General features: G+C 43.7%; 10 protein-coding genes and 2 rRNA genes (1 of these 12 cut by a window edge). 1 reads left to right on the forward strand and 11 read right to left on the reverse strand.

All coding sequences use genetic code 11. The features are described from left to right. Nucleotides 1-35: 35 nt before the first annotated feature. A complete protein-coding gene (metG, locus tag QSJ37_RS08940; RefSeq protein WP_285754830.1) occupies nucleotides 36-1,982 on the reverse strand; it encodes a methionine--tRNA ligase in 1,947 nt (648 codons plus the stop codon). 346 nt (nucleotides 1,983-2,328) lie between these two features. Here metG and QSJ37_RS08945 point away from each other — a divergent pair, with 346 nt between their 5' ends. Beyond that, on the forward strand, nucleotides 2,329-2,631 hold the full coding sequence (locus QSJ37_RS08945; protein ID WP_285754831.1) for a transition state genes transcriptional regulator AbrB: 303 nt from the start codon (nucleotides 2,329-2,331) through the stop codon (nucleotides 2,629-2,631). Between the two features lie 42 nt (nucleotides 2,632-2,673). Here the strand turns inward: QSJ37_RS08945 and rsmI are convergent, their stop codons facing one another. The 10 genes from rsmI to QSJ37_RS08995 form a co-directional block, all read right to left on the reverse strand. Beyond that, nucleotides 2,674-3,546 (reverse strand): 16S rRNA (cytidine(1402)-2'-O)-methyltransferase, encoded by an 873-nt coding sequence (rsmI, locus tag QSJ37_RS08950; RefSeq protein WP_285754832.1) that lies wholly within the window; start codon nucleotides 3,544-3,546, stop codon nucleotides 2,674-2,676. Nucleotides 3,547-3,559: 13 nt separating this feature from the next. After that, entirely contained in the window at nucleotides 3,560-4,309 is a 750-nt protein-coding gene (locus QSJ37_RS08955) for a tRNA1(Val) (adenine(37)-N6)-methyltransferase (RefSeq protein ID WP_285754833.1), read from the reverse strand. A gap of 63 nt (nucleotides 4,310-4,372) precedes the next feature. Continuing rightward, nucleotides 4,373-4,738, reverse strand: a complete 366-nt coding sequence (gene yabA, locus QSJ37_RS08960; RefSeq protein WP_012748808.1) for a DNA replication initiation control protein YabA — start codon at nucleotides 4,736-4,738, stop codon at nucleotides 4,373-4,375. 15 nt (nucleotides 4,739-4,753) lie between these two features. After that, nucleotides 4,754-5,581 (reverse strand): PSP1 domain-containing protein, encoded by an 828-nt coding sequence (locus QSJ37_RS08965; protein ID WP_285754834.1) that lies wholly within the window; start codon nucleotides 5,579-5,581, stop codon nucleotides 4,754-4,756. After that, nucleotides 5,574-6,581, reverse strand: coding sequence for a DNA polymerase III subunit delta' (gene holB / locus QSJ37_RS08970; protein WP_285754835.1), 1,008 nt, complete (start codon nucleotides 6,579-6,581; stop codon nucleotides 5,574-5,576). Before holB ends, QSJ37_RS08965 begins: the two co-directional genes overlap by 8 nt. Nucleotides 6,582-6,659: 78 nt before the next feature. Further along, nucleotides 6,660-7,292, reverse strand: a complete 633-nt coding sequence (gene tmk, locus QSJ37_RS08975) for a dTMP kinase (RefSeq protein WP_285754836.1) — start codon at nucleotides 7,290-7,292, stop codon at nucleotides 6,660-6,662. Between the two features lie 13 nt (nucleotides 7,293-7,305). Next, entirely contained in the window at nucleotides 7,306-8,742 is a 1,437-nt protein-coding gene (locus QSJ37_RS08980) for an aminotransferase class I/II-fold pyridoxal phosphate-dependent enzyme (RefSeq protein WP_285754837.1), read from the reverse strand. A 210-nt stretch (nucleotides 8,743-8,952) separates the two neighbouring features. Next, a complete protein-coding gene (locus QSJ37_RS08985) occupies nucleotides 8,953-9,159 on the reverse strand; it encodes a sigma factor G inhibitor Gin (protein ID WP_285754838.1) in 207 nt (68 codons plus the stop codon). 287 nt (nucleotides 9,160-9,446) lie between these two features. After that, a 5S ribosomal RNA gene (gene rrf, locus QSJ37_RS08990) occupies nucleotides 9,447-9,563 on the reverse strand. A 285-nt stretch (nucleotides 9,564-9,848) separates the two neighbouring features. Then, nucleotides 9,849-12,715, reverse strand: a 23S ribosomal RNA gene (locus QSJ37_RS08995); it runs 68 nt beyond the window's last position.

Raw genomic sequence — 12,715 nt, forward strand, 5'->3', positions numbered from 1 at the left:
GTGTATGATAGACACCACACCCCTTATGTTTGTCATTATTTTATTTTTGTCCCATTTGGAATCGTTTTATCAACGGTAGCGAGGGAAAGCACTCCGTTTTCTTCCCCAGCGAGAATCATGCCTTCGGACAGTTCACCGCGCAGTTTTACTGGTTTTAAATTGGCGACGCAAATCACTTTTTTGCCGATCAAATCCTCTGGTTTGTAAAATTGCGCAATTCCTGATACGACTTGGCGTTGTTCATCGCCAAGATCAAGCTTGAGCTTCAGCAGTTTATCCGCATTTTTTACCGGCTCAGCGTGAAGTACTTCTGCAACTCGCAAATCAACTTTCATAAAATCATCAATCGTAATTTCTTGCGCTTCTTGTTTTGGTTTTTCTTCCGTTTGTTTTGCCGGTGCACTACCCTGCATATGGGCTTTAATATATTCCACTTCTTTTTCAATGTCTAGACGTGGAAATAGCGGTTCACCTTTTGTTACTTTCGTGCCTTCTTTGATGAGGCCGAACTCATATAAGCTGTCCCATTGTTTTAATTGTTCATCAACAATGCCAAGCTGCGCGAAAATTTTTTCCGGCGTGCGTGTTAAAAACGGCTGCAACAAAATCGCAACATGACGAAGTGATTCGGCCAAATGGATCATCACAGACGCCAATTGTTCTTTTTTGCCTTCATCTTTGGCAAGTATCCAAGGTTGCGTTTCGTCAATATATTTATTCGTTCGGTTAATCAGCTGCCATACGGACGCAAGCGCAATGGAAAATTCCATTTTCTCCATCGCTTCTTCATATTGTTTCACCGTTTGTTTTGCCTTTTCGACAAGATCGTTATCGAATGCCGTTTTCGCTCCACGATATGGTGGAATCATGCCGTCAAAATATTTTTCAATCATCGCTACCGTGCGATTTAACAAGTTGCCTAAGTCGTTTGCTAAGTCGTAGTTAATGCGTTCGACAAATCCTTCTGGAGTAAACACGCCATCGGAGCCAAACGGAACTTCGCGAAGCAAATAATAGCGAAGTGCATCCAATCCATAACGGTCGATTAATGTTACCGGATCAACGACATTTCCTTTTGATTTCGACATTTTTCCATCTTTCATTAACAGCCAGCCGTGGGCAAACACTTTTTTCGGAAGCGGCAAATCGAGCGCCATTAACATAATCGGCCAATAAATCGTATGGAAGCGGACAATTTCTTTTCCGACTAAATGAACGTCTGCCGGCCAGTATTTTCGAAACTTCTCATCGTTATCCGTACCATATCCTAATGCCGTAATATAGTTCGTGAGCGCATCAATCCATACATAAATGACGTGTTTCGGATCACCCGGAACTTTAATGCCCCAGTCAAACGTCGTGCGTGACACCGCTAAATCTTCCAGTCCCGGTTTAATAAAGTTGTTAATCATTTCATTTTTGCGCGACTCCGGCTGGATGAACTCCGGATTTTCTTCATAGTATTGCAAAAGCCGATCCACATATTTGCTCATTCTAAAGAAATACGATTCTTCTTTTACTTTCTCTACCGGACGGCCGCAATCCGGGCAGTTTCCATCAACGAGCTGCCGCTCCGTATAAAATGATTCGCACGGTGTACAATACCATCCTTCATATTCACCTAAATAAATATCACCTTGTTCGACAAGACGCGTAAAAATCTTTTCTACTACTTTTTTATGACGTTCTTGCGTCGTACGGATGAAGTCATCATAAGAAATATCAAGCTTTTTCCACAACTCTTGGATGCCTTCGACAATTTCGTCGACATATTGCTGCGGTGTTACTCCTTTTTCTTCCGCTTTTCGCTGAATTTTTTGTCCATGTTCGTCCGTACCGGTCAAATACATGACATCATAACCGCGAAGACGCTTATAGCGCGCCATCGCATCGCCTGCTACGGTCGTATATGCATGGCCAATATGCAATTTCCCGCTCGGATAGTAAATCGGGGTCGTAAGATAAAACGTCTTTTTCTCCATCTTCATACCTCCCTATTCTGAACAAAAGCCCCCGCCCAATGGACGAGAGCGATGTTACTTCTATTTTACATAATTTTTTTCATTCTACAAAAACATCTATTTCTCTTATTGAAAAAAAATATACCTACAAAATAACCCTATATTTTATAAAAAACAGTCGAATGATTATAGAAGAAAACAATCTTCTTTCTTAAAAATACATTTTTTTTTAATTTTACATATAAAAGGATTGACGTATAATGGAAACACTGATATGATTAGGATGTAGGAAATTTGTCGAATATTGACGAATAAATCCTAGCAAAATAAAAAGCTATTTTATTATTATAGAGAGGGGGAGCGTTCCGTGAAATCAACAGGCATTGTCCGCAAAGTGGATGAATTAGGCCGTGTCGTAATTCCAATTGAATTACGCCGCACGTTAGATATTGCTGAAAAAGACGCATTGGAAATCTACGTAGACGACGATCGCATCATTTTGAAAAAATATAAACCAAATATGGCATGTGTCGTCACTGGCGAAGTTTCTGATGACAATTTCAAATTAGCCGGCGGTAAAATTATTTTAAGCCGTGAAGGCGCGGAAATTCTTTTAAAAGAAATCCAAGAACATCTACAACAATCATCTAACAATAATAGCGATAAATAAAAGAGTTTCTCTAGCATTTTTAGAGAAACTCTCTTTCTTTTTTTATTGATGATGATATTGTTGATAAACGTCCCGTTTCGACATATTTCGATCTTTTGCCGTTTGTTTAATGGCTTCTTTTGGAGTAAAATTTTTCTCCCGAATATAATATTCGACATGCTCCACCGGTGTCAACGAATGCCACCATTCCTCTTTCTCTTCAATTGTTTCCTCCGTTCCTTCCACAATAATGCAAAATTCTCCGCGAATTTCATTTGTTTCTGCCCATTCGACCGCCTCCCGCAAAGTTCCACGAATGAACTCTTCAAATCGTTTGGTGAGCTCACGGCATATAGCGATACGGCGGTTGCCAAACACTTCATGCATCATCGCAAGCGTTTCTTTTAAGCGATGGGGCGCTTCATAAAAAATCATCGTTTCACGAACCATTTTTAGTAATTCCAACTGTTCCTTTTTTTCTTTCTTTGTCCGCTCGAGAAAACCGAAAAAATAAAAGTGATCGGTCGGCAGCCCCGAAGCAATCAATGCAGTTAACGCCGCATTCGCTCCTGGAAGCGGAACAACTGGACATTGCTCTTTGAGCGCGGAAACGATCAGCTCATATCCTGGGTCGGAAATTCCCGGCATTCCTGCATCACTGACAAGCGCTGCCGATTTTCCTTCTTTCAGTTGTTCGACAATTTGCGGTCCACTTGTATATTTATTATGTTCATGATAGCTAATGACCGGTGTATGAATCTCAAAATGGTTTAACAGTTTTTTCGTTTGTCTTGTATCTTCTGCGGCAATGATATCTACTTCTTTCAAAATACGTACCGCCCGAAACGTCATATCTTCAAGATTGCCAATCGGTGTCGGAACGATATACAGCGTTCCTTTATTATCGCCGACAAAACTTTTTTGCTGCCAAAGCATCGCTTCTGCTCCTTTACGATGGGATAATTCCATATAATAGCTGCTTCACTTCATCTGTATATTCATTATTGTCATGATACACAATAAGCGGCGGCAATACTTTTAAATCCGGATTGCCATCTTTTATTCCTTCAATCAAAATCGTATTGGCCTCTTTTCCGATTTTCGGATAAACAAACCGCAGCCGTTTTGGCTCTAACCGATATTGACGCATTAGTGTAATAATATCGAGCAGCCGTCCCGGCCGGTGCACAAATGCGGCTTTGCCGCCTTGCTTCAACAGCTGGCTGCTTACGCGAATCACATCTTCAAGCGTACAATAAATTTCATGGCGAGCAATGGCCAAATGAATATTCTTGTTCATTTCTTCCTTGCTGATCGTTGGAAAATAGGGAGGGTTGCACGTGACGACATCATATTTACTGTATCCTAACTGCTTAGGCGCATCTTTAATATCCCCGCGAATAATTTCTATCTGCTTTTCCAAACCGTTATATTGTACGCTTCTTTTTGCCATATCACAAAGCCGCTCTTGAATTTCTATACCGATAATTTTCCCCTTTGTTCTCATGCTTAATAACAATGGAATAACTCCATTTCCGGTGCATAAATCGACAATTTGCCCTTTTTGAATCGGCATATAAACAAATTTTGCAAGCAGCACCGCATCGAGGGAAAAGGAAAACACAGACGGACTTTGAATAATGCGAATATCTTCATTTAAAAGATAGTCAAGCCTCTCATCATCATATAATTCCACCATCGTGCATTCCTCCTTATTCTCAAAAAAATAACCTCTCCTTACGTGGAAAGGCTATCGTTATGCTTACTTTTTATTTAAAAAGGATAAACAAAATAGGCAATCGCCTTCTTTTCGGACGCTTCCATAATGGACATGACAAATATGGAACCCTTCCTGATAAAGACGCGCTAAATTATCATATCCTTCGCCAATGTCAACTAATTTTCTTTCATGACCATGCTTATGATCTTTTTCTTTTTGCTTTTCCTCTGCCAATTCACTGGTCACTTGTTCGAGCCGACGGCGCAAATGATCATTTTCTATTTGCAAATGATGATTTTCCTCAAGCAGCTGAACTACATGTTCCTTTAATTGTACGAGCTGGCGGTACAAATGGCTCAGTTGTTCCTCCATGCTCGTTACTGACTGAAAAATCTCTTTCTTATCCACGTCAATCCACCCCAATTAGTCTGCGGCTTGGACTGGTAACGTTCCATCTTTCATCAACTCGTCGAGCGTATATTCCACGACCCGTCCATGTTCCGATAATTCCACTTGCAATACTCGTTCTAAAATATTTAATCCGATCACTTTTCCAAGACCATGCGGAGTTTCAACATACTCCCCTAAATCAGGAAGCTGCTCTTTCGCTGTTTCATATTCATCATTTTCGTATTTTAAGCAGCACATTAACCGGCCACAAAGACCGGAAATTTTCGTCGGATTGAGCGATAAGTTTTGGTCTTTCGCCATTTTAATGGATACTGGTTCAAAATCTCCTAAAAATGTTGAGCAGCAAAGCATTCTTCCGCACGGACCGATCCCGCCAAGCATTTTTGCTTCATCGCGAACACCGATTTGTCTTAATTCAATGCGCGTGCGAAAAATGGCTGCCAAATCTTTGACAAGTTCGCGGAAATCCACACGCCCGTCTGCAGTAAAATAAAAAATCACTTTGTTGCGGTCAAACGTATATTCCACATCGACTAATTTCATTTCCAAGCCATGCTCTTCTACTTTTTTTAAGCAAATATCGTACGCTTCCCTTGCCGCTTTTTTGTTTTCCTCAACAATTAATTTATCTTTCGCGTCCGCAACGCGAATCACTTTTTTCAACGGCAAAACGATATCATTTTCGTCGACTTGTTTGTTGCTAATGACAACTTTTCCATATTCGATCCCTCGAATGGTTTCTACAATGACGAACTCCCCAGCAGAAATCGACAATTCTCCAGGATCGAAATAATAAATTTTTCCCGCTTTTTTAAAGCGAACACCGACGACATTATACAAACGCTTTTCCCTCCTTTAGATCAAGGATAAGTTGTTCCATTAAAAGCTGTACGCTCATATTAGTTGTATTTAAACGCGCCTTCGCTTGTAAAATCATTTCCATGTTTTTTACGATCTGTCGTTGAGAACAAGAAAGCGCCCATTGCTGCAAATTATCGATTTTATCTCGATAAATGATTTTATCTTGCTGTCCTAATTGAATGTGCAACATATCTTTATATATATATAAAAGCAAATCTAATCCTAAATCGATTTGCTGCTTTTCTTGAAAATGCGGAATCCATTGATCATGGATGAAAAAAAGCGCCTGCAAATCATTTTTCTTTAACATTTCATATAATTGTAACACTATTTTTCTCGCCTGCGCAAACCAATCATCTCGACCTAACTCGAGTGCTTCTTCATGACTGTTTGTTACATGTGCGGCAAGGAGAGCAATATGAGGCGGGATTTGCTGCTCTGCTAAATAATTGGCAAGCAAAGCAGGTGGTATTGGCTTAAACGAAAACACTTGGCAACGGGAAATGATCGTTTCTAATAGGCGGTGATATTGTTCTGTAAGCAATATCGCTACCGTCCCTGGACGAGGCTCTTCTAAAAATTTTAACAAGCTATTCGCTGCATTCGTTGTCATTTTATCAGCATGCTCGATAATATATAGCTTTCGGTCTGATTCCACAGCCATTTTTGCAAACTCTTGCTGCAACATTTCAATTTGTTCTTTTTTAATCGATTGCCCATCTGGTTCAATGACATGTACATCTGGATGATTCCCGGAATCGATTCTGCGGCAATTTCGGCATTCATTGCAAGGCTTTATTCCAGAACGATGTAAACAAAATAAGCTTTTTGCCAATAAAAGACTCATTGCTTTTTTTCCCGTTCCGCGTTGCCCCTCGAATAAATAAGCATGAGAAATTCGCCCTTTTTCAAGACTTTTTGTGAGCATTTTCACTACTACAGGCTGATATCGTTCCAGCTGCTCCCAGAAAATCGCCACTTTCATCACTTTCCTTTAATTTTTATTCTAACATGTCTTATCCTTTTCATCATGTTCTGTTTCATGGAAACATCGCTGTTATCTTCCTTCTATTTGATCCATAACCGCCGCTATGGTCATTGCAAACACTTCATCGACCGGTTTGGAAGCATCAATGACAATGACACGATCAGAAAAACGTTCTGCTATCTTTAAATACCCTTCTCTTACTTTATAATGGAAAGATAAACTTTCCATATCAAGCCGATTAATTTCCCGCTGCTTATTTTTTTGGATTCTCTCTAATCCTATTTTAGGATCAATATCAAAATAAATCGTTAAAGAAGGAAAATAACCATCAATCGCAAACTGATTAATTTGTAATATTTCATCGACGCCTAACCCTCTTGCAAATCCTTGATAGGCTAACGAACTGTCGACAAACCGATCGCACAATACAATTTTGCCGGCTTTTATCGCAGGAATAATTTTTTCTAAAAGATGCTGCCTTCTCGCAGCGGCGTAAAGCAACGCTTCCGTACGACCATCCATTTCCGTATGTTTTGGGTTCAAAATAATGGAACGAATTTCCTCGGCAATACGAACTCCTCCTGGTTCTCTTGTCGATAAAACGTCAAACCCTTTTTCTCGCAAAAATGATTCCAGCTTTGTAATCATCGTCGTTTTTCCTGCTCCATCAGGTCCCTCGAAAGAAAAAAAACGGCCTTTCATACGCTAATCCCCCTTATTTTACTGGTACATACACTTCTATTTGATTAGAAGATAAAAACTTTCCTCCTTGAAACCGCGCATGGTATTTTAACTGTTTTATTTGTTCAATATGCTCTTTACTAATCGATTCTCCCATAAATAATAAAGGCACTCCAGGTGGATAAGGTGTGATCGTTTCCGCGGCAATAAATCCTTCCGCCTTTTCTAAGTTAACCACTTTTTTCGGCAATGTCTCTAGTTCCTTATAAGAAATCGGATTTGCAGATGCCAAAAAGGAAAAAGAACGGAACGAATTTAGCAACTCTTCGCTATAGCTTAATCCGCGAAACGCCCGTTTTAATTTTTCGATCACTTCCTCTAAATGATCGATAGCAGCAAGCGGATACACGAGCAAAACGTTAAACGGATCGGCAAGCTCCGCAAAAACGCCTTCTTGCTCCAGCCGTTGTTGAAGCTCATAACCGGACAACTTACTTCTCGTTTGAACGGTAATTTTCAATAAATCCGTCTTTATAAGCGGATGTTGCGAATGAACTACCGCAATCCCTTCTATCTCATCGAGGGCATCTTTCAACTGTTGAATTTGTTTTAAAATATTTTCTACATCTCCCTTTGTTAAACGAGCGAGGTAACTTCTCGCCAAATCAAGTGAAGCCATAATCGGATAAGATGGGCTGCTTGACTGAAACACTTGTAAAAAATATTTTAGCTTCTCTTTATCTATTAATGAACTATTTACATGTAAATACGACCCCATTGTCATGGCTGGCAATGTTTTATGCGCTGACTGGACAACAACATCCGCCCCGCACGCGATCGCTGTTTTCGGAAAAGGATCTCCTATAATAAAATGGGCTCCATGCGCTTCATCGACAAGCACAGGAATACGATAGCGGTGCGCGATGTTTACGACTTCCGTAAGATCCACCGCCATTCCATAATAATTTGGATTAGTCAACACTAATGCTGCGGCATCTTGGTGAAGTTCAAGCACCTTTTTTACCGTTTCATACGCAACATAAGAGGCGACACGGACGTCTTCATCCAATTCCGGAGGAAGAAAAATAGGGGCAGCTCCAACTAATTGAAGCGCATGCATAATCGATTTATGGCAATTACGCTGCACAATTACCTTTTTCTTTTCCCAGCAAACGGCAAAGATCATCGCTAAATTCCCAGCCGTAGAACCGTTTACGAGAAAAAACGTTTCTTCCACATTATACAGCTTTGCTGCTAAAGATTGCGCTTCGGCAATAACCGATTCCGGTTGATGTAGATCATCAAGCCCGCTTAATTCAGTCGCATCTAGTTTTAGTAACTGCTTATAATCATTTTTCGCTTCTATAGGAAATACTGTACCATATTTGTGGCCTGGTACATGAAATGAAAACGGATGAATGGCATCATGACGTTTTAAAGCGGTATATAAAGGAGTTTGATGTTGATCCATAAATGCCCCTCTTTTCTTTTTCATGATAACGAAATTTAGAACATTGTTTTTCTGACGTAGACAACAAAATATATATTATCACTAATCTAATTGCCTTGAATAGAAATACATAAGAGATAACATCGATTTTCCGATATCACTCCAAATCAAAAAAGAAAAAGCGTGATGAAAGTTGAACATATAAACAAAATAGGCCCTATCAATAGGACCCTATGAATATATTTTTGAAGATATAATTTTTCTTAACTGCTTTACATAAAAACGATATTTCGGATCGGTCGTGTCCGTTTGCACGATCTCCCTTTCGCAATCAAGACAAAGAAACTGATCATAAATTTGAATTCCTTCTTGTTTTGGCTGCTCACAGACGATGCATACTCTTTTGATAACATTTTTACCCGTAATCAGTGAACCCACCTTCTCCACCTCCCACCCTTTATCTTTCCCACATTAATAAGTTTCTATACTAATAGATGAAAATAAAATTTTATAGATGCTTAGGTAAAATAATAAATACAGCAAAAAATAAAATTTTATAACACCATGATGAACAAGATAGGAGAGTTGCGCAATTTTCTTCGTTTCAGTTTAATAGAAAAAATGGATACGCATACAGAGTGAGAGGTGAAGTGGAGATATTTTAAGGTATATATAAAAACAGCTGATTAAGCATGAAGCTTAATCAGCTGTTTTCTGTAATAATTGCCTAGCAACGACCTACTCTTGCAGGGGCGCTGGCCCCAACTACCATCGGCGCTGGAGAGCTTAACTTCCGTGTTCGGAATGGGAACGGGTGTTTCCTCTCCGCTATTGTCACTAGGCAATTATCTCAATTGGACATTTATTATTATATTCCAATCATCACGTTTGTCAAGAGGGATTTCGTTCCCTCAAAACTAGATAACCGTCTGTTTGGAAGAAGCCATTTTGCATAGGCGGCTTCCGCTTTTCCGTTGTCTAGCTCCTAGCGTCCTCTGCTTTTCGCTTTGTCCAGCTCCGGCTCGCAGCGCCTTGCGGAAAATAACCTTCCTCCGTCGACATGCAAGCATGTCTCGTCGGAAGAACATTTTCCTTTTGGCGCTAAGCGCTCGCCTCCACTTTTCGCTTTGGTTAAGTCCTCGATCGATTAGTATCCGTCAGCTCCACGTGTCGCCACGCTTCCACCTCGGACCTATCGACCTCGTCATCTTCGAGGGATCTTACTCGCTTGACGCGATGGGAAATCTCATCTTGAGGGGGGCTTCACGCTTAGATGCTTTCAGCGCTTATCCCTTCCGCACATAGCTACCCAGCGGTGCCCCTGGCGGGACAACTGGTACACCAGCGGTGCGTCCATCCCGGTCCTCTCGTACTAAGGACAGCTCCTCTCAAATTTCCTGCGCCCGCGACGGATAGGGACCGAACTGTCTCACGACGTTCTGAACCCAGCTCGCGTACCGCTTTAATGGGCGAACAGCCCAACCCTTGGGACCGACTACAGCCCCAGGATGCGATGAGCCGACATCGAGGTGCCAAACCTCCCCGTCGATGTGGACTCTTGGGGGAGATCAGCCTGTTATCCCCGGGGTAGCTTTTATCCGTTGAGCGATGGCCCTTCCATACGGAACCACCGGATCACTAAGCCCGACTTTCGTCCCTGCTCGACCTGTCCGTCTCGCAGTCAAGCTCCCTTGTGCCTTTGCACTCTACGAATGATTTCCAACCATTCTGAGGGAACCTTTGGGCGCCTCCGTTACCTTTTGGGAGGCGACCGCCCCAGTCAAACTGCCCACCTGACACTGTCTCCCACCCCGATAAGGGGTGCGGGTTAGAATTTCAATACCGCCAGGGTGGTATCCCACCGGCGCCTCCACCGAAGCTGGCGCTCCGGCTTCTCAGGCTCCCACCTATCCTGTACAAGCGATACCAAAATTCCATATCAGGCTGCAGTAAAGCTCCACGGGGTCTTTCCGTCCTGTCGCGGGTAACCTGCATCTTCACAGGTAGTATGATTTCACCGGGTCTCTCGTTGAGACAGTGCCCAAGTCGTTACACCTTTCGTGCGGGTCGGAACTTACCCGACAAGGAATTTCGCTACCTTAGGACCGTTATAGTTACGGCCGCCGTTTACTGGGGCTTCGGTTCGCACCTTCAGCCTTGCGGCTTAAGCGCTCCCCTTAACCTTCCAGCACCGGGCAGGTGTCAGCCCCTATACTTCGCCTTTCGGCTTCGCAGAGACCTGTGTTTTTGATAAACAGTCGCTTGGGCCTTTTCACTGCGGCTCTCTCGGGCTCATCACCCAAGAGAGCACCCCTTCTCCCGAAGTTACGGGGTCATTTTGCCGAGTTCCTTAACGAGAGTTCTCCCGCGCACCTTAGGATTCTCTCCTCGCCTACCTGTGTCGGTTTGCGGTACGGGCACCTCTCACCTCGCTAGAGGCTTTTCTTGGCAGTGTAGGATCGGGGACTTCGGGACCGATGGTCCCTTCGCCATCACGGCTCAGCCTTTGCGCCAGACGGATTTGCCTATCTGGCAGCCTAACCGCTTGGACAGGCTATTCCAGCAGCCTGCTCGCCCTACCTTCCTGCGTCCCCCCATTGCTCAAACGGTGAGGAGGTGGTACAGGAATCTCAACCTGTTGCCCATCACCTACGCCTTTCGGCCTCGGCTTAGGTCCCGACTAACCCTGAGCGGACGAACCTTCCTCAGGAAACCTTAGGCTTTCGGTGCAGAGGATTCTCACCTCTGTTTTCGCTACTCACACCGGCATTCTCACTTCTAAGCGCTCCACGAGTCCTTCCGGTCTCGCTTCGGCGCGCTTAGAACGCTCCCCTACCGATGACGGGCGGTCATCCCACAGCTTCGGTGGCACGTTTAGCCCCGGTACATTTTCGGCGCAGAGTCACTCGACCAGTGAGCTATTACGCACTCTTTAAATGATGGCTGCTTCTAAGCCAACATCCTGGTTGTCTGGGCAACTCCACATCCTTTTCCACTTAACGTGCACTTTGGGACCTTAGCTGGTGGTCTGGGCTGTTTCCCTCTCGACCACGGATCTTATCACTCGTAGTCTGACTCCCAAGGATAAGTCATTGGCATTCGGAGTTTGACTGAGTTCGGTAACCCGATGAGGGCCCCTAGCTCAATCAGTGCTCTACCTCCAAGACTCTTCCCTTGAGGCTAGCCCTAAAGCTATTTCGGGGAGAACCAGCTATCTCCAGGTTCGATTGGCATTTCACCCCTACCCACACCTCATCCCCGCACTTTTCAACGTGCGTGGGTTCGGGCCTCCAGTAGGTGTTACCCTACCTTCACCCTGGACATGGGTAGATCACCTGGTTTCGGGTCTACGACGACGTACTTAACGCCCTATTCAGACTCGCTTTCGCTGCGGCTCCGTCTCTTCGACTTAACCTCGCACGTCATCGTAACTCGCCGGTTCATTCTACAAAAGGCACGCCATCACCCATAAACGGGCTCTGACTACTTGTAGGCACACGGTTTCAGGTTCTCTTTCACTCCCCTTCCGGGGTGCTTTTCACCTTTCCCTCACGGTACTGGTTCACTATCGGTCACTAGGGAGTATTTAGCCTTGGGAGATGGTCCTCCCTGCTTCCGACGGGATTCCCCGTGTCCCGCCGTACTCAGGATCCACTCGGGAGGGAACGAAGTTTCGACTACAGGGCTGTCACCTTCTCTGGCGGGCCTTTCCAGACCGCTTCGTCTACCCCGTTCCTTTGTAACTCCCATATGAGTGGTCCTACAACCCCAAGAGGCAAGCCTCTTGGTTTGGGCTGTTCCCGTTTCGCTCGCCGCTACTCAGGGAATCGCGGTTGCTTTCTTCTCCTCCGGGTACTTAGATGTTTCAGTTCCCCGGGTGTGCCCTCCATACCCTATGGATTCAGGTATGGATACTGCCCCATTACGGGCAGTGGGTTTCCCCATTCGGACATCTCCGGATCAACGCTTGCTTACAGCTCCCCGAAGCGTTTCG

The sequence above is a fragment of the Parageobacillus sp. G301 genome (assembly GCF_030268025.1).
GTDB classification, from domain to species: Bacteria; Bacillota; Bacilli; order Bacillales; family Anoxybacillaceae; genus Parageobacillus_B; species Parageobacillus_B toebii.